The sequence below is a fragment of the Mucilaginibacter sp. CAU 1740 genome (genome assembly GCF_039839285.1).
In the GTDB taxonomy this organism is placed as follows: domain Bacteria; phylum Bacteroidota; class Bacteroidia; order Sphingobacteriales; family Sphingobacteriaceae; genus Mucilaginibacter.
In genome coordinates, this window is the sequence record NZ_JBDOQS010000009.1 from 247,738 (window position 1) to 265,823 (window position 18,086).

Annotated in this window: 18 protein-coding genes; 9 read left to right on the plus strand and 9 right to left on the minus strand. The window is 41.5% G+C overall.

All coding sequences use genetic code 11. The annotated features are described in order from the left end of the window. Nucleotides 1–55 precede the first annotated feature (55 nt). The 5 genes from AAFN85_RS20110 to AAFN85_RS20130 all read right to left on the minus strand — a co-directional run bounded on the left by AAFN85_RS20110 (nt 56) and on the right by AAFN85_RS20130 (nt 5,085). Nucleotides 56–559: a peptidylprolyl isomerase gene (locus AAFN85_RS20110; protein WP_347529402.1), complete on the minus strand. Its 504-nt coding sequence runs from the start codon at nt 557–559 to the stop codon at nt 56–58. Further along, nucleotides 556–2,592: a thioredoxin domain-containing protein gene (locus tag AAFN85_RS20115; protein WP_347529403.1), complete on the minus strand. Its 2,037-nt coding sequence runs from the start codon at nt 2,590–2,592 to the stop codon at nt 556–558. The genes AAFN85_RS20110 and AAFN85_RS20115 overlap by 4 nt, the downstream gene beginning before the upstream one ends. Before the next feature lie 92 nt (nt 2,593–2,684). After that, on the minus strand, nt 2,685–3,626 hold the full coding sequence (locus AAFN85_RS20120) for a DUF6438 domain-containing protein (RefSeq protein WP_347529404.1): 942 nt from the start codon (nt 3,624–3,626) through the stop codon (nt 2,685–2,687). Nucleotides 3,627–3,778: 152 nt separating this feature from the next. Further along, nucleotides 3,779–4,756, minus strand: a complete 978-nt coding sequence (locus AAFN85_RS20125; RefSeq protein WP_347529474.1) for an alkaline phosphatase family protein — start codon at nt 4,754–4,756, stop codon at nt 3,779–3,781. Then, nucleotides 4,711–5,085, minus strand: a complete 375-nt coding sequence (locus AAFN85_RS20130) for an alkaline phosphatase family protein (protein WP_347529405.1) — start codon at nt 5,083–5,085, stop codon at nt 4,711–4,713. Before AAFN85_RS20130 ends, AAFN85_RS20125 begins: the two co-directional genes overlap by 46 nt. 466 nt (nt 5,086–5,551) lie before the next feature. Here AAFN85_RS20130 and AAFN85_RS20135 point away from each other — a divergent pair, with 466 nt between their 5' ends. After that, nucleotides 5,552–7,516 carry a M1 family metallopeptidase gene (locus AAFN85_RS20135; protein WP_347529406.1) on the plus strand — a complete coding sequence of 655 codons (1,965 nt, stop codon included), beginning with the start codon at nt 5,552–5,554 and terminating at the stop codon, nt 7,514–7,516. 4 nt (nt 7,517–7,520) lie between these two features. On the opposite strand, the gene AAFN85_RS20140 is transcribed toward AAFN85_RS20135, so the two are convergent. Beyond that, nucleotides 7,521–8,756 (minus strand): hypothetical protein, encoded by a 1,236-nt coding sequence (locus tag AAFN85_RS20140; RefSeq protein ID WP_347529407.1) that lies wholly within the window; start codon nt 8,754–8,756, stop codon nt 7,521–7,523. Nucleotides 8,757–9,078: 322 nt separating this feature from the next. Between AAFN85_RS20140 and AAFN85_RS20145 the strand changes: the two genes are divergently transcribed. Further along, on the plus strand, nt 9,079–9,438 hold the full coding sequence (locus AAFN85_RS20145; RefSeq protein WP_347529408.1) for a response regulator: 360 nt from the start codon (nt 9,079–9,081) through the stop codon (nt 9,436–9,438). A 77-nt stretch (nt 9,439–9,515) separates the two neighbouring features. On the opposite strand, the gene AAFN85_RS20150 is transcribed toward AAFN85_RS20145, so the two are convergent. Both AAFN85_RS20150 and AAFN85_RS20155 read right to left on the minus strand, forming a co-directional pair. Then, nucleotides 9,516–10,076: an NADAR family protein gene (locus AAFN85_RS20150; protein ID WP_347529409.1), complete on the minus strand. Its 561-nt coding sequence runs from the start codon at nt 10,074–10,076 to the stop codon at nt 9,516–9,518. Nucleotides 10,077–10,134: 58 nt separating this feature from the next. Further along, a complete protein-coding gene (locus AAFN85_RS20155; RefSeq protein WP_347529410.1) occupies nt 10,135–10,641 on the minus strand; it encodes a hypothetical protein in 507 nt (168 codons plus the stop codon). A 170-nt stretch (nt 10,642–10,811) separates the two neighbouring features. Here AAFN85_RS20155 and AAFN85_RS20160 point away from each other — a divergent pair, with 170 nt between their 5' ends. From AAFN85_RS20160 to AAFN85_RS20170, 3 genes are all read left to right on the plus strand, one after another. Further along, complete coding sequence (locus tag AAFN85_RS20160; protein ID WP_347529411.1) at nt 10,812–13,097, plus strand: UvrD-helicase domain-containing protein; 2,286 nt, start codon at nt 10,812–10,814, stop codon at nt 13,095–13,097. A gap of 163 nt (nt 13,098–13,260) precedes the next feature. After that, the gene (locus AAFN85_RS20165; protein ID WP_347529412.1) at nt 13,261–13,629 is read left to right on the plus strand and encodes a helix-turn-helix transcriptional regulator; all 369 of its coding nucleotides are present in this window, start codon (nt 13,261–13,263) and stop codon (nt 13,627–13,629) included. Nucleotides 13,630–13,851: 222 nt separating this feature from the next. Next, nucleotides 13,852–14,151, plus strand: coding sequence for a hypothetical protein (locus tag AAFN85_RS20170; RefSeq protein WP_347529413.1), 300 nt, complete (start codon nt 13,852–13,854; stop codon nt 14,149–14,151). A gap of 20 nt (nt 14,152–14,171) precedes the next feature. Here the strand turns inward: AAFN85_RS20170 and AAFN85_RS20175 are convergent, their stop codons facing one another. Beyond that, nucleotides 14,172–15,602 carry a tetratricopeptide repeat protein gene (locus AAFN85_RS20175; protein ID WP_347529414.1) on the minus strand — a complete coding sequence of 477 codons (1,431 nt, stop codon included), beginning with the start codon at nt 15,600–15,602 and terminating at the stop codon, nt 14,172–14,174. 551 nt (nt 15,603–16,153) lie between these two features. Here AAFN85_RS20175 and AAFN85_RS20180 point away from each other — a divergent pair. The 4 genes from AAFN85_RS20180 to AAFN85_RS20195 all read left to right on the plus strand — a co-directional run bounded on the left by AAFN85_RS20180 (nt 16,154) and on the right by AAFN85_RS20195 (nt 18,074). Beyond that, on the plus strand, nt 16,154–16,315 hold the full coding sequence (locus AAFN85_RS20180) for a hypothetical protein (RefSeq protein WP_347529415.1): 162 nt from the start codon (nt 16,154–16,156) through the stop codon (nt 16,313–16,315). A 62-nt stretch (nt 16,316–16,377) separates the two neighbouring features. Continuing rightward, nucleotides 16,378–16,521: a hypothetical protein gene (locus AAFN85_RS20185; protein WP_347529416.1), complete on the plus strand. Its 144-nt coding sequence runs from the start codon at nt 16,378–16,380 to the stop codon at nt 16,519–16,521. Between the two features lie 31 nt (nt 16,522–16,552). Next, on the plus strand, nt 16,553–16,705 hold the full coding sequence (locus tag AAFN85_RS20190; protein ID WP_347529417.1) for a hypothetical protein: 153 nt from the start codon (nt 16,553–16,555) through the stop codon (nt 16,703–16,705). Between the two features lie 73 nt (nt 16,706–16,778). Continuing rightward, nucleotides 16,779–18,074: a hypothetical protein gene (locus AAFN85_RS20195; protein WP_347529418.1), complete on the plus strand. Its 1,296-nt coding sequence runs from the start codon at nt 16,779–16,781 to the stop codon at nt 18,072–18,074. Nucleotides 18,075–18,086: the final 12 nt, after the last annotated feature.

Here is an 18,086-nt window from a genome sequence, read left to right on the forward strand (position 1 = left end):
CGGGGATTGCTTCGTACCTCGCAATGACGTGGTTTATATAGCACTGGGGCTTTTATTAGTGAGCGTGATGACCATCCGGACCATGTGCATGGCCGTGAGATAATTCTTCTGGAGTAGCAGGGCGAACGTTAACAATCTCGCCTTTAAAATGCAATGCCTGGCCAGCCATTGGGTGGTTCAGGTCAACAATAACAGCATCTTCAGCAATTGATACTACTACGGCCTGGAAACGGTGACCCTGGTTATCCTGCAAAGGCAATACGCTGCCAATTTCAGGCAATTCAGTTCCCTGGAACATTTCTTTTGGCAGGTTGGCTACTGCTTCTTCATCATATACGCCGTAGGCATCTTCGGGTGCCAGGCGAAACTCGTAGCTATCACCGGTTGAAAGTGTGCTCAGGTTTTCTTCAAATTTAGGCAACATCTGGCCGGCGCCAAATAAAAATGTTAGCGGTTGCTCTTGAGTGGCACTTTCTACTAAATCTTCAGTACCTGTGTTTTCGCGGTCAACATACAAATCGTAGGTTAACGATACTACGTGTTGTGGTTCAATCTTCATTGTAAATTATTTTTAATTTTAAATCTGGCCTCAACCTCTTTAAGGGCGTCGGCCGGGTTATTCGCAGGTAATCCGCAGGTTTTATCCTTACAAATGAAAATTTGTGTTGATGCACCAAACTTATCCTGCAGCAAAGGTAAACTTCCTGTATTACCGCCCAACATAATTTTGTTGGGGATGTAATTATTTTCCATTTCCCTTCTAAAAGCTTCGGCATTACTACCAGTGATGGCAATTTCATTTACGCCAAATACCTCATCCAGTAGCAGCATTACCCAATTTGAATAAGCCGAACCGTATTTTGGTAATTGCGGCATTACATTGCGTAACAGCTGCGCCGAAACCTCTGTGTACTCTTCGTTATCAAAAAGCAAGCCTAACTTTTTAAGCACCCTTGCCATAACCGAATTAGATGCCGGGATCACCCCATCCATAATTTCCGATTTGCGGGCAATCAGTTGCTCATCATCATCGGCCGTGAAAAAGAAAATGCCTTTGGTTTCGTCGTAATAATGGATTAAAGCGGTATTAGCCAATTTACGGGCTTCCTGTAGCCATTGCTCATTAAAGGTAACTTCATATAAAGCGATCAAGCCATCGATGATGTTAGCATAATCATCTAAAAAGGCAACCGGTTTTTCTTGCGACGATGTGGCACTGTAAACCCGTGATAGCCTGCCATTTTGGCCAAGCAACTTTTCTAATATAAAGCTGGCGTTGTTTAATGCGAGGTCGAGATATTCGATTTTATTAAAAGTGCGGTACGCATCGGCAAGGCCTTTCAGCATCAATCCGTTCCACGAAGCAAGGATCTTGTTATCCAATCCCGGCCTAACGCGTGAAGCACGGGCTTCGAATACGTTTTGCTTTGAAACATGCACTTTAGAGAGCAATTCTTCAACCGAAAGCCCTAACTTTTGAGCCAGTTCTTCATCGCTATCCTTGCGGAATAAAACGTTCGATTCTTCCTCTTCCCAATTGCCATCTTCAGTTATATTGTAGTAGATACTGAACAGGCCTGCATCATCGCCTAAAATCTCTTCTATCTCGGGTTTAGTGAAAATGTAAAACTTCCCCTCCTTACCTTCGCTATCAGCATCCAGAGCAGAATAGAAGCCATGATCGGTCGACATCAGTTCGCGGGTGCTGAACGTGATGATCTCATCAACAATCTGCCTGTATAATTCATCAGGCTGCCAGGTATAAGCCTCGGCATATAAACTGATAAGCTGGGCATTATCATACAGCATTTTTTCAAAATGAGGTACATGCCAAAGCCCATCAACAGAGTAACGGGCGAAGCCGCCGCCAGCATGATCATAAATACCACCGAAAGCCATTTTATGCAACGTAAGTTTTACCTGCGCTGCAACTTCTTCATCCTTTATTAAATAAGCGTAGCGCATTAAAGCCTGCCAGTTATTAGGCATTGGAAATTTTGGAGCATTACCACTACCTCCCTCCCGTTTATCAAAATAACGTTTCCAGTTGTTTACAATGGTTTCGAGATCTGTTTTAGCATATTGGGCCTGCGCCTCCACAAACTCTATCGATTCGTAGTTTTGGATGCCTTCGGTTAAACGAACGGCGTAATCTTCGGCTTCTTCGGGTTTTTGTTTGTAGAAATCGGCCAGGTTAAACAGCAGCGAGGTCCAGTCGTTTTTACGGAAATAGGTGCCACCATAAATAGGCCGCTGATCGGGCAGGCAGATACAGTTTAAAGGCCATCCGCCTCTGCCGCTCATCAACTGCACGGCACTCATATAGATCTGGTCTACATCCGGGCGTTCTTCCCTATCTACCTTAATACAAACAAAATACTCGTTCATTACCGCGGCCACGTCCTTATCTTCAAAACTTTCATGCTCCATTACATGGCACCAGTGGCAGGCCGAGTAACCAATGCTCACCAAAATGAGTTTATTTTCGGCTTTGGCCTTATCAAGGGCTTCTTTTCCCCATGGGTACCAGTTAACCGGGTTATTAGCGTGTTGTAGTAAATATGGCGATGTTGAATTGGCCAGACGATTCATATAGTAAAATGTATTTGCTGCAAAGGTGCAGATATAATTGTACCTGTAGGATAAATGGTATTTATTTAGAAAAGTTTTACGGAGAGGATAGTTTATTCATACCACGTTTGTCCGGCTCTCAACCCGAAAAATATCTGATACAGGTAACGCAACCCGTAGGTACCCTGCATGCCATAATCGGTGATTTGTTTACTGGAACCGTCGGCAAATTGAACACTAAGCTTTATAGTTTGATCGTCGGTCCAGTTTACATCATAATTAGTGTTTAGGTTTTTTATGTCGATATAGTTAATTAAGGAATTTATCTGCGTAAGCTTTTCCTTCTCAATAGTTCCCTTAAAAACCCCGGTTTCGGGATTAAATTTTTCTGCGCTGTAAGTAGCTGCGCCATCGGCAGCTATATCCAACTTAAATACCGGGCATTTTCCAAAACACATGGTAGTTTCAACATGGATGTTTGTAATCGCTACGGTTGCCGGCTTGGGGTTATATTCAACAAAATTACCGAACTTAAAAATGAGCGTATCCGTTTTTTCAGGACTACTCTTTTTATTGGCCGAAAAATGACGCCCCGGGCATGTGTGATAAAGCAGCACTTGCACGCCGTTAATCAATATTGGTTTTGCCAATGGCAAATCGGGCAAAAGTCCGTAATTCTTCCGTACAATATTAAGGAGTTTAAAGGAGTTATTACCATTATCAATTACAGCCATCAAATTCCTGTTGAAACCATTGCCTGCAACATTTACTAACAGATCAGTTTTTCCATCATTGTTAAAATCAGCTTTTTCCCAGGTTTTGCAATCCATTTTACGCGCTTCCTCATAACAACCACTGTTTACAAATAACGAATCGGCAGGCAAAATGGCTATATCTTTTTCTTTGATCTTATAGGTCTTTTCAAGCCATACTACCATAAACCGTTTTACATCTCCGTCATTTTTCAAATCGTCGATAGCATTAGCAGAAGCAATGTGTGTTAATAGCAATAGCAAAGAAAAAAGCAGAAGTTTTGCAAGTTTAGGTTGATGCATAATGGTGTTGCTTTATGAATTTAGTATGCCCCCGGGTAAAATCAAAAATAACTATTAAAGAAATGTATCCTGAAAAATAAGAATACATTTCTTCAATAGCTATCACTCATATACTAAACACAAAAAGTGTTACACCACAATTGGAAGCCAATTTATTGCAACAGCTCAGCTGGTATCTTCCCATCCACCTTTCCGAACGGGATGCCAAGCAACTTCACCATAATAGGCGTCATATCGCGCAGGTTCATTTCTTCGATAACCGCGCCCTTACGAATACCGGGACCATGAGCTATTAGCCCTGTACGGATGTTTTTTGTATCAGGAAAATGCCCGTGAGTACCGCCTTTGCCCGGTTTCACGGCATCGCCGATAATTGCCCCGCTAAATGCTGCATCATGTTCGCCGGTAAGCGCAAAGGCCACATTGGGGTTATAACCGCCTTTGGTAAGTTGCTCTTTAGTAATTATACGATAGTATTGCTTCACGCTATCGGGTTGTGCGGCTAATAATGCTTTTACTTTATCGGCAGTAGTTTTGTCTGATGGATCTTTTAAGTAGAGGTACGCCGAGCCGCCTACGGTATTGAATTGCGCTTTCCAATCGCCGGTTTTCAGATCAGTGATCAGGCCAGCTTCTTTAAGCCATACGTTCGGCGAAATGGTTTTCTTTACATCGTAAAAACCATGGTCGCCACCAACAAGTAATACCGTGCTATCCCATATGCCTGCATCTTTCAGCGCATCAACTATAATGCCTACTGCGGCATCCGCGTCGGCCACAGCTTCCTGTACGCGGGTTCCTGAACGGCCTACAGCATGCTCGGCACCGTCTACCGAAAACACGTGAATGGTCATCAGTTCGGGTTTGCTTTTTTTGATCACATAGGCGGCTATCTTGCCTATGTTTTGATTTTTACCGGCATCAATTTTATCAACACCACCGAAAACTTCTTTTTTAACTTCGGCATAAAAACCTTGAGGTAGCGAGTATTGCTCACGCACGCCATCGCCCAGGCCACCAATATCGGGGATATTATAATCAACAGGTGCATTGGCAGATACCGGCCAGTAAAGCGATGCAACGGTCATGCCTTTATCTTTAGCCGCCTTCCAGATGGTGGGCGCATGGATCGAACTATCCTGCCAGTAAGGTTGCTGCGGCTCGCCATCCGGGGGAACATATTGTTATAAAATACGCCGTGTTTAGCCGGCTGTACACCGGTAACAATGGTGGTATGCGATGGATAAGTCATCGATGGGAATACGCTGTTTACGCCTTTGGCATAAGCGCCATCCTTCATCAGCGCGCGCAAATTGGGCGTTTGCCATTCGCTCTCAAGGTAAAAATCGGGGCGAAAACCGTCGATAGTAATAAAGATAACGTGTTTGGCAGTTTGCGCCATGAGTTGCCCCGTTGTTATAAACAAAGCAAGCAGTGCAATTGATAGTTGTTTTTTCATAGTTAATAGTATCCGGGATGCCGGAGTTTAGTGTAGAATCTGTAAAACAGAATATTGGAACAGGGCAAAACTGTTGGTATTTCTGTTAACTATTTATGAAATTATGGTTATGCAATTAACGTTAGCGAAACCTGAGAAATTTTCACACGAATTGAATTTCGAACCGCCCACAATTATTCGAATTACACAAATCTCAAATACTGATCAATATTAATTTGTGTAATTCGATAATTCGCAAAAATCCGTGTAGGAAATTTTTCATTAATCCGTTTTCTATTCAAACGCGCGTTTAAAATATTTTCCCTGATCTAATTCTTCTATTGGTAAAACTTAGTGTAAAATCCCTTAATTACCTTATGCTTAATATTATCCATCTGTTAAGCAATTTCCCTGATACAATCATCTCAAATTATCAAACTCACAAATTATTTGCCTTTATTTGCGCCTTTATTGCTAAAAATTTAAGATGAACTGTTTAAAACTGAATTATTTATTATGCGCCGTAGCGCTGATGCCCCTAACGCAAAAGGCATCGGCACAAAGCAACGATACAGCTAAATACAATCACCAGGACCTTTTTGGCCCCATAACCTGGCCGGTTACCAGCGGCGGCACACGCTCTGCCGCGGGTAAACCATCGCCAACCTACTGGCAAAACCGCGCCGATTACCAGATCAGGGCAGCCCTTAACGAGGGGAAAGATACCACCATTACCGGCGAGGTAACCATCACCTATACCAACAACAGTCCTGATAAGTTAGACTACTTATGGCTGCAATTGGATCAAAACCTTTTTAAACCAGATTCGCGCGGGGCGGCGGTTACGCCTTACACCGGCGATAGGTTTGATGTGCGTGGTTTTAGTCGCGGTGGTTACCATATAGCATCGGTTGACGTTACTTACAAAGGCGAAACTTATAAAGTTGAGCCAGTGATAAGCGATGCCCGTATGCAATTGCGCCTTAATGCCCCTATGGATGGCAAAGGCGAAAAGATCCAGGTAAAAGTTAACTATGATTTTGCTATCCCCTACTATGGTGCCGACCGCATGGGTCGCAAAAAATTTAAACAGGGTTACGTTTACGAAATTGCCCAATGGTACCCGCGCATGTGCGTTTATGACGATGTAGAAGGTTGGAACACCCTACCCTACATGGGCTTAGGCGAGTTTTACTGCGAATACGGCGATTTTGATTATTACATCACCGCACCGGCCAATAAAATTGTAGTAGGCTCGGGCGACCTGCAAAACCCAGAAGAAGTGCTTAGTCCGGCGCAGTTAAAACGTTTGGAAGAAGCCCGCAACAGCGATAAAACCGTAACCATTATTAGCCAGGGCGAAGTTGGCAAAACCGCCACCCGTCCGTTTAAAGGCACGCTTACCTGGCATTACAAAATGCTGAACACCCGCGATATTGCCTGGGGTGCTTCGGATGCTTTTATCTGGGATGCGGCGAGGGTTAATTTTCCATCGGGTCGTAAAGGTATCGCTATGTCGGCCTATCCGGTTGAAAGTTCGGGCAATGATGGCTGGGGTCGATCTACCGAGTACCTGAAAAACAGCATGGAGATCTACTCAAAAGCTTACTTTGAATATCCATGGAACTCGGCCGTAAACGTATCTGGCGTGGCTTTGGGGATGGAATATCCGGGCGCTATCTTCTGCCTTAGCAACTTTAAAAAAGGACAGCTTTGGGGTGATGTTACCCACGAGATTGGGCACAGCTGGTTCCCGATGATAGTAGGATCGAACGAGCGCAAGTACATGTGGATGGACGAGGGTTTCAACACTTTCATTAATGAATACGCTACAGAGCAGTTTAACAACGGCGAGTATGTTGATAAAAGCAACTCGGCACAAAACATCCTTGCCGGATACCGCAATAGTAAAGATCCGCTGATGACGGCTCCTGAAGCCATTGGCCTTAACGATTACGGTCAGTATTATGTTAAAACAGCATTAGGCCTCAATATTTTACGCAACGTGGTACTTGGCCCTGAGCGTTTTGATTACGCCCTGCGCGAATACATTAAAAACTGGGCATTCAAGCATCCCCTACCATATGATCTGTTCCGTGCCATAAACGATGCCAGCGGCGAAGACCTTAACTGGTTTTGGAAACCATGGTTTTTCACTACCTGGAAACTGGACCAGGCCATTACTTCGGTTAGCTACGTAAATGATAAACCTACTGAAGGCGCTATCATCACCCTAACCAACAACGAAAAAATGGCCATGCCTGTCGACCTGAAAATCACCCAGGCCAACGGCAAAGTTGAAACCATTCACCTGCCGGTAAACATTTGGCAGCGCGATGGCGTATGGAAATTTAAATATCCATCAACCTCGGCCATAAAAGCCATGGAAATTGATCCTGAACATCAGCTACCGGATGTTGATCTTCGTAATAACGTTTACAACGCAGAGTAAAAGATTAGAGATTAGAGGAAATTTTAATTGGCGATGGGTGTTTAGGCTCATCGCCATTTTTTATTGGTTTGTTAAAGCTCACAAAACCAAATTTTGATGTGATCACGATATTGCAGCTCGCATTACCTTTACCAAGCTGCCCTTTATAATTTTTCGCCGAGTTTAAATCACTGCTATTATCGGCAAGTTTAGCCAAAATTTTCAGGCTGGGGTCGTCGGTTTTTAATATGCCATAATTGGTTGTTACATCGTAACTGGCATTCATTTGGGTAACATTACCCAATTTTACCGCTGTATAATCTGAAGTAATATTGAGGCTTTTCAATTTTTTATCCAGGCCACCAATATTCAATTCCTTACCAAATCTAACACTGATATTGGCCGATGAATACAGTTTACCTATGCGTGCCTGGCCATAACTAATGGTCGCGTTCAAATCATCACCCTCCATTAAATCAAGGCTACCATAGCTAATTTCAAGTTTGCTGCCACTGAAGCTTTCAATGCTCGCGTTGCCAAATGATACCTTAACCTGGTTAAGCGGGTTATTTAACCGCTGAGCTTTTAGTGAACTGTAGGTACTTTTAAGCAGCAGCCGCCCATTAAAATCGGGCAAAATAACGTTACCATAACTATTGCTAATGTTCAGCGAGTTTTTTGCCGGCATATATACCACGTAATTGATCTCGATTTTTTTTAAATGCGGTTGGCCATTGGCTGTCCATAAAAGCCGGTCGCTACCGCGGGTATCTCCTATTATGGTTTTAAAAGCAACCAGGGCATCTTTTTTAGTATCGAAAACATTTACCAGGGGCAAAAAGCTTTGGGCATCGCTTTGTTTATCGGCATAAATATTTACCTGTACTTCAACCTTAAATTCGGGCTTATCCCATGTATTGATCTTTACTTCGCCAAAACGGTTATCAATAGCCAGCTCATCCATTTTACCGGCAGTGTATGTTTTGCTGTACCTTTTGCTGGCAAGCCGCACTTCGCCCAAATCAATTTGCCTTTGCATATCGGCATCAATTTGTATCAAGCTGATGCTTTTCAAAAACTCATCGTTGGGTGATGGATCAAATGGCTGCGCATTGCCAAGTGTATCGGTAAGGTTCACAGCCGGCGTTATCGCATCATCGGTTTGGTTTTTATCAACCGCCTGGGCCATGCCCAAACAAGAAACAAGCATTAATCCTGCAGATAAGAAAAAGGTTAGTTTTAGGTTCGGGAAGCTTTTCATTTGCAAATAGTTTTAGCATACTGCTTAACAGACATCCAATTTTTTACAAACGTTGCATTAAATAAAAATAAAATGCCGCACCATCAAAATCCAATAGTTAATTCTATAACAAAAACCAAAACAAACAACTGTTAATCAGTTATATTACGAATAAATATATTCAATAAACATTATAATACACTTTTGATAATAAACAAAATAGTTGTAAATTAGCTATAGCCTCAACAGCCAATTAAATACCGGGAAATATTTTTAATTAAAACATTTTGTTTATTTGCAGTATTAATCTACAAGGGTTTATATTGCAATTGCCTACTACCATATGCCAAAAAATATACTCATTATTGAAGATGATGCCGAAATTTTAAGCGTACTTGAAACAGTACTAACTTTTAATAATTTTGAAGTTACAGGCCTTAGCCAAACCGACGATATCATAGCCGCGGTAAAAAATCATAAACCAGATCTGGTACTTACCGATTACATGCTCCCCGGCCTTAACGGCGGTCGCATCTGTCAGCTAATTAAAACAAACGAAGAAACCAAGCATATCCCGGTTATCCTGATCTCGGCCTATCACGAGCAGGCCATAGCGCTGGTTAATTTTGGCTACGATGCTTTTGTACCCAAGCCTTTTGATGTAAATAAGCTGGTGAAAACTATTAATAGGTTTTTGAATTAATTAGCCTTCCGTTTACCCGCTCGTTATAAGTGCAAAAGGCTACCAAGCGCTCATCAAAAATGAGCGCAAAGCGAGTGTTATTTAGTTTCTCTTAAAACATCCCTAACTTCCATCAACACAAATCCTAATAAATTCAGTCCTCTCCATGTATCAGGGTGCTGTGCTTTGGGGTTCTCCCCTCCCAGTCCAATTCCCCAGATAGTATCCCTTGGGCTTGCTTCTACTAAAACACGGTCGCCGGTTGTGAGCAAATAATCGGCAAAGGGTTGGTTTTGGCTAAATTTATGGATGTTGCCTTGCTTTACTATTTCAAATCGTTGGGCTTTCCATATGCCATCATCAAAGTTTTTCACTTCGCGGCCAAGCTCTTTAGCTTCGCCCGGTTTAAAAGCTTCGATAATTTTATCATGTATTTCCTGATCATTAAAAAGCAGGGCTTTTTTGGCCATCATCCAGTGTTCGGCCGTGCGGTAGGTTATTCCATCAACAGTAAAAGGCAATTCATACCATTGGCTAAAGCAAAATTTCCCTACCAACTCACCATCCTTTGGCGTGTGTCCCCAAAAGAAAATATATTTAACCGATTGCTCCTGTTCAAGCTCATTAGCAAGCCATTGTTTATCGTAATGCTGTAACATTTGTTTAAATTTATAAGTAGATTGACGAATGCAAATTGAAGGATCGATCAAATCTGGGTTATCCAACCAGATCGATCCCGTTTGAGATTATTTTAAAGCCATCCTGTTTCCATTGCTTCATGAGCAACTCCAGTTTGCGCCATTTTCTTTCAGATGAGATAACAAAGCGGTGCTCGATAACCTCTCCTTCTGGCTTCGTAATAATAATTTTGTTATAGGTGCCATCGTTTTTTGATCGTCCTGGCTTGCCCGCGTAATTATGGCAGTCTATCTCTATCTTTTTTAAATCGGTTAAAAGAAATGTAATGCTGTTTAAAACTACCTTATCGTCTTCAAAAAGTAACTCGCCGTCTTTTATATAACTTGGTGCACTCAACCAAAACAAACTCACAAAAAAACCAATAAAACCCAAAATGAAACAAGAAGCCATTAACATTATTAAAGGTTCGCTTAAGCTTTTATTAAAAGGGGCCATTACACAAGCAATTACCATCAGCACTAATGGCACCTGCATAATTTTGTAGGTAAGGGTGCGGCGGGTATAAGTATCAAAGGTTTCGGTCATTTTTAAAATATTGATACAATTTTAATCAATAAATTAAATATCACAACATGCTATTGTTTCTTCAAGCCAAATCCTAAATCTAAAATCCGCCATCCAAAATCAACAAATCCACTTTCCCCTTTCGCATCAAAACCTTAATTTCGCTGCCTCACAGCAAAGAGGAAAAGATTTTGGATTACTTACAGGGATTAAACCCCGAACAAAGGGCAGCGGTTGAACAAACTGAAGGGCCGGTAATGATCATTGCCGGTGCCGGATCGGGCAAAACACGTGTTATTACCTATCGCGTGGCGCATTTAGTACGCAAGGGTGTTGATTCATTTAACATATTGGTACTAACCTTTACCAACAAAGCCGCCCGCGAAATGCGCGAGCGTATTACCCACGTAGTTGGTACCGAGGCCAAAAACATTTGGATGGGTACCTTCCACTCGGTGTTTGCCAAAATTTTACGGGTTGAGGCCGAAAAAATTGGCTATCCAAGCAACTTTACCATTTACGATACCGACGATAGCAAAAGCGTACTCAGGGCCATTTTAAAAGAGATGAACCTTGATGATAAACTGTACAATGTAAACTTTGTACTGAACCGCATCTCGGCATCAAAAAATAACCTGATATCGTGGCAGGAATATAACAAGAACGAGCAGATCCAGGCCGACGATTTTTCGAGCGGACGTGGGCAATTGGGCAAAATTTACGAAATGTATGCTACCCGCTGCTACCGCGCCGGAGCCATGGATTTTGACGATTTGCTTTACAAAACCAACGAACTGCTTAAACTGCACCCCGATGTACTGAACAAATACCAGCACAAGTTTAAATACCTGATGGTGGATGAGTATCAGGATACCAACTTTTCGCAGTATCTGATAGTAAAAAAACTGGCTGCCGTAAACGAAAACCTTTGCGTTGTGGGCGACGACGCGCAAAGTATCTACGCCTTCCGTGGTGCCAATATTCAAAACATCCTGAACTTTGAAAAGGATTACCCGGATTTGAAAGTATTTAAGCTGGAGCAAAACTACCGCTCAACCCAAAATATTGTAAATGTTGCCAACAGCATTATCCGCAATAATAAAGATCAGCTTAAAAAGAACGTTTTCTCTGAAAAAGAATCGGGCGATAAGATCAAGGTAATGCGCGCCTTCAGCGATAACGAGGAAGGTAAAATAGTTGCCGAGGCCATTATGCAAGATCGCAGCTCGAACGGTATGAAATGGGCCGCCTTTGCTATCCTGTATCGTACCAACGCGCAATCACGATCTATGGAGGAGGCTTTGCGTAAGCTGGGCGTACCCTATAAAATATACGGCGGTCTGTCGTTTTATCAACGTAAGGAGATCAAGGACCTGATATCATACTTCAGGCTTACCTTTAACCCTAACGATGAGGAAGCACTTAAACGCGTTATTAATTATCCAAAACGCGGCATTGGCGATACCTCGGTAGATAAGATCATTGTAGCCGCCGATCAGCATGGCATTACCCCATGGGAAGTTATTGCCGAACCGGGCAAATATCTTGAAGGTAAAATATCAGGAGCAGTGGCCACATTCGCTACCATGATCCAGAGTTTCCAGGTGTTGGCCAAAACCAAATCGGCCTATGAATCTGCCCTTTATATTGCCCAACATTCGGGCTTATTGAAGGATCTGTACGAAGATAAATCGGTAGAGGGCCTTAACCGTTACGAAAATATACAAGAGTTGTTAAACGGTATCAAGGAGTTTTCGGAACGGGAGGATATTGAGGAAAAAGGCCTTGATATTTTTATGCAGGATGTGGCCCTTTTAACCAACGATGATAAGGATAAAAACAAAGATGCCGATACGGTATCACTCATGACCATCCACTCATCAAAAGGTCTGGAGTTTCCGCAGGTGTATGTGGTAGGTTTGGAAGAGAACCTTTTCCCTTCGCAAATGTCGCTAAATTCGCGTAGCGACCTGGAGGAAGAACGCCGCCTGTTTTACGTAGCCGTTACCCGTGCCGAAAGTAAATTGCACATTAGCTATGCTACGTCGCGCTTTAAATTTGGTACGCTGATAAGCTGTGAACCGAGTCGCTTTTTAGATGAGATCGACCCTAAATTTTTAGAACTTGACTATACAGCACGCCCAACTTCGGGTGGCAGCGCCGCCTTTGATGACGACCGCAAAGCCTGGAGCCGCGATAAGCAACCAGATACTTTTAGCAAGCCGAAACCAGCCAGCCAGGCCCCGGTAAAAACCACATCGATACTGGCCAAGGCACACGTGCCATCGGCCAATTTCAAGCCTTCTGATACATCCGGATTACAAGTTGGTATGGAGGTTGAGCACGAGCGTTTTGGCTTCGGTAAAGTGATCTCGCTTGAGGGTAACAAGCCTGATATAAAGGCTACCATATTTTTTAAAGAGATTGGCCAAAAGCAATTGCTGCTGAAATTTGCCAAGCTTTATATCATTCAATAATATTAACCAAGAATTAAATTCCTATTTTGGGGAATTGATTCCCCATATTAAATATCCCTCCATCATTAAATTGCCGTTATAACACTAATTTAAAGGTAATTTAATGATGGCATGCCGTTTGGATTCGTTGCATATCCCTTTTCCTAATTAATAGTGTATTGATATGAGCGATATTGTAAAAAAGAAAACAAACAACTCGGTTGGTAAAAACATCAGAACTTTACGTCATCAACATGGATGGAGCCAGGAAGACGTGGCCAACCGTTTAGGTATCTCGATCCCCGCGTTTTCGAAGATCGAAACCGGCGTTACCGATATTAACTTATCACGTCTTGAGCAGATTGCCAACATTTTTGATGTAAATGTTGTAAACCTTTTGGCGCTGGATGCCGAACAAACCGATTTAAAACCATCAAGCCTGAGCGTGGCCCAGAAAAAACTGGTTGACCGCGAATCGGAAATTGCCAGCTTACAACGTAAGGTTATATTATTGTACGAAGAACTGCGTAACCAAACCAGCGTAGCTGTATAAGTGTAGCTTATTAACCCTTATAATTCCGGCATAGTGTACATTGTTCAGAATAGCAGAATTGCCTTTTTCTTATTAATATTAAATAAAAATTAACAATATTTAATCGAGAGAAATTCAGCCAATAATAATTAAACAAATTGGCTATTTTTTTTGCTTACTGTTGATTTTTAGGAAGTTGGTTTAAAAATTGTGGCATATACATCATAATAAAAGATGATGTATATGTCAAATTATCTTATCTCAATATCCAAAAACGAAACCTTAAATGATGGGGTTATCCACGATCCTTCGAGCAAGTTAAAAGTCAAAGCTTTCGACCTGATCAAGAAACGGTTTAAACCCAGCAAAGGCGAAATGAGGTTTTTTGTAACCGCGGGCGAAGAAACGCTGGCTTTTGAAACACAAGGCTATAATAAGCACAGGCAATTGTTGATCCTGCAAATGATATCGTACTATTGCATATACCTCGGCTTGATAGAGGCACAGATCCATTCAACCTTGCCAGTGCATTTCAGCTATTAAACCTGTACTATAAAAATTGATTAAACGCTCGGAGGGTTGTGAAGCATATCGCTCATCTCGATGATCTTTTCATCAATTTCTGATACGCATTTATCCATCATATCCAAACATTCGGCCTGGTCAACCAGGCCTTCCTTTTCAAGGTTAATTAGCCCGCGTAGAGTGGCGATAGGCCCGCGTATCTGGTGCGAAAGGTATGAAGAATGCTCTGAAAGCTTTTTGTTTTTTAACTGAAGATCTTTGGTACGTTCATCAATGATCTCTTCCAGGTGATGATTTATCCTGTCAAGGTTATCCTTCTGTCGTGATACCTCACCATTAAGCAGTGTGAGCTGCGCGTTTGTTTTAGCCTTACGTTTTACGTTATTGATGAGCAAGCCTATCACCACCAATAATAATCCTGCAACTACCGTTACCGCCCAAAATTTCGACCTATCGTAAGCCTGGCGTTCGGCAATCCTTTCATTCTCTTTCACCTGTTCTTCCTGCCTGCGCTTAGCCTCTACCAAATTCATCTGTGCTGATGCATTGGTTTTGTAGGTGGTGCTATCCTGGCTATATATTCCACGCAAAAGGGTTAAGGCCCGGCCGTAATTTTTACGCTTAAGCTCCAGTTCGTAGGTGGTGTAACGATAGTCATAATCAAGCTTCGGGTCTTTAACCAACTGCGTATAAGCTGATCCTTCCTCTACAATTTTCTCGGCGTTGTTATAATCTAACTTGGCAACATACAAAGCTGCCAGGGTAAGATCTATACTGGCTACAGATTCGTTAAGGTCGCGTGCCTTGGCACCCGCGTTGGCCTGCAGCAACAGTTCCAGCGCTTTATCATAATTTTTAAGCTTAAAATAAATAACGCCCCTGTTTTGAAGGCACTGGATCAGGTTTACCGAATCCTGCAGCTTTTGAAATATAGGGAAGCTTTTGTCATAGTAGGTAAGCGCCATGAACAAATTATTTTTACGGGTATAAGTGCTACCTATGTTAAGGTATAACGACCCCATAAGCTTCATGTCATTTAACTGCTGCGCTATTTCTAATCCTTTTTTAAGATAGCCGAGCGAACGCTCATAATCATGATCGCGAAACAAAATACCTATATTATTATAAACCTTTGCTTCGCCACGCAGGTTTTTTCCGCGTGTAAAATAAGCAAGCGAATTGAGGTAATTTTCAATAGCTTTTTCAGGCTGATCAAGATAGTATTTTCCAATACCAATAACACGGTAAGCTTCGGCTATACCATTGATATAGTTAAGCTTAGTTGACAAAGAAAGCGCTCGTTTTGCGTCCTCAACCGTTTGCTCGGGATTCGTTAACCTGTTTGCGTATGCGTTGGTGTTAAGCGTATTTACTTCGTTAGTATCAGTAACGGCTACACCGGTTATATCATTCGCATACGCTGTTAGCGATAATAAAAAGAATAATATAAGTGAGTAGACTTTTTTCATTAAAACACTTCTACGGTCTGTTGGGTGGAAAGTTATGAAATATTACTGAATTATACTTAATGTTAAAGATAAAAAACGTTGTGGAAAAATATTTTTTATTTTTTTTCGCTTCAATTAAAAAACATATATATATTTGCCACGTTAATACACTGAATTACAATTAATTAAATTCATCAATTTACATATTAAATACTTTTTTTAACACAATAAATTCCTGTTTCGCCGCAAGCGGCAAAGCATAGTAAAAACACAGATAGTGCTTAATAATAAGTGAGAAAAATTTCACACCAAATTGTACACTATCTGAACAGCTAAAAAAAACTTATTAAGTTTAAAATTAGTAATTTAAATTGATTTATAAAGTAGATAAATATAAGAGACAAATAACATTATTTTAAAATTTTAACGGGTTTATAAGTAAGAAAAAGAGATAAAAAAATCACTTTCTTTAAATAATATGATCAACTAAAAATAGTCGATATGTATTATAGCAAATATAAACTATCGTTCTAATTTAAAATATAGAATATTAAATATATTAATTAATCATTATGAAAAAAACAGTAGTTTTTGTGCTACTGGTTGTGGCAACCGGAGTACTCACATCATCATCCGTTTTATCCTCGTCGGGAAAAAAGGATGAGCAGCCAACCGCGGTGAATTTCACCAAGACGCCGGCAGGTTTTAAGCGCGATCTGGGCAGCGCCGATTAACACTTTAAAAAATTACCCTGAATAATTAACACAGACAATATCATATAAACATATATACGATCATGAAAAAAATAATCACCATCACTTTGGCAGTAATCTTTACCGGCGCTATTTCTTCCTGCAAAAAAGAAACTGTAAAAAATGACCTGGCCGATATCCATTCATTTACTACCGGCTACAAACGAGACCTAGGAAGTGCCGACTGATTATTCACGATCAATTAACATTAAAAACAACATGAAAAAATTCATCATCATAGCAGCAGTAGCCCTTAGTGCAGGTGCATTAACATCAGCTACCAACAAAAAAGAAAACAAAGAGCAACCTGAAATTGCACAGGTAAACTCATTATCAAGCGGCTTTAAAAGAGATTTAGGCAGCGCCGACTGATAGAAACACAACAACGATAATCAACAACATTAAATAAAATATTTACCCCACACCCCACATTCTAAAAAACATCATGAAAAATTTAACTCTTTTAGCAACTTTAGCATTAAGCACCATATTATCATCTGCAACTATCGCAAACGCCACTATCGTTAACCCTAAAAATGGTTCCGCCAAATCTGGCCCAGGCCCAAAACGCGATCTTGGCTCTGCTGATTTTACTCATGCTGGCCCAAAAAGAGATTTAGGCTCTGCTGATTTTACTCACGCTGGTCCAAAACGTGATCTTGGTTCTGCTGATTTTGCTGTGACTAAAGCTGGCCCAAAAAGAGACCTTGGTTCTGCTGATTTTGATGTAACTAAAGCTGGTCCGAAAAGAGATTTAGGTTCTGCTGATTTTGCCGTGACTAAAGCTGGCCCAAAAAGAGACCTTGGTTCTGCTGATTTTGATGTAACTAAAGCTGGTCCGAAAAGAGATTTAGGTTCTGCTGATTACGCTGTAACTCATGCTGGCCCAAAAAGAGACCTTGGTTCTGCTGATTTTGATGTAACTAAAGCTGGTCCGAAAAGAGATTTAGGTTCTGCTGATTACGCTGTAACTCATGCTGGCCCAAAAAGAGATCTTGGTTCTGCTGATTTTGATGTAACTAAAGCTGGTCCGAAAAGAGATTTAGGTTCTGCTGATTTCGCTGTAACTCATGCTGGCCCAAAAAGGGACCTTGGTTCTGCTGATTTTGATGTAACTAAAGCTGGTCCAAAAAGAGATTTAGGCTCTGCTGATTACGCTGTAACCCATGCTGGCCCAAAAAGAGATCTTGGTTCTGCTGATTTTGATGTAACTAAAGCTGGTCCAAAAAGAGATTTAGGTTCTGCTGATTATGCTGTAACCCATGCTGGCCCAAAAAGAGATCTTGGTTCTGCTGATTTTGATGTAACTAAAGCTGGCCCGAAAAGAGATTTAGGTTCTGCCGATTTCGCTGTAACTCATGCTGGTCCAAAAAGAGATCTTGGTTCTGCTGATTTTGATGTAACTAAAGCTGGTCCGAAAAGAGATTTAGGTTCTGCCGATTTCGCTGTAAGTGGTCCTGGTCCAAAAAGAGATCTTGGTTCTGCTGATTTCGATGTAACTAAAGCTGGTCCGAAAAGAGATTTAGGTTCTGCTGATTTCGCTGTAAGTGGTCCTGGTCCAAAAAGAGATCTTGGTTCTGCTGATTTTGATGTAACTAAAGCTGGTCCGAAAAGAGATTTAGGTTCTGCTGATTTCGCTGTAAGTGGTCCTGGTCCAAAAAGAGATCTTGGTTCTGCTGATTTTGATGTAACTAAAGCTGGCCCGAAAAGAGATTTAGGTTCTGCTGATTTCACTGCATAATCTCTCAAACCC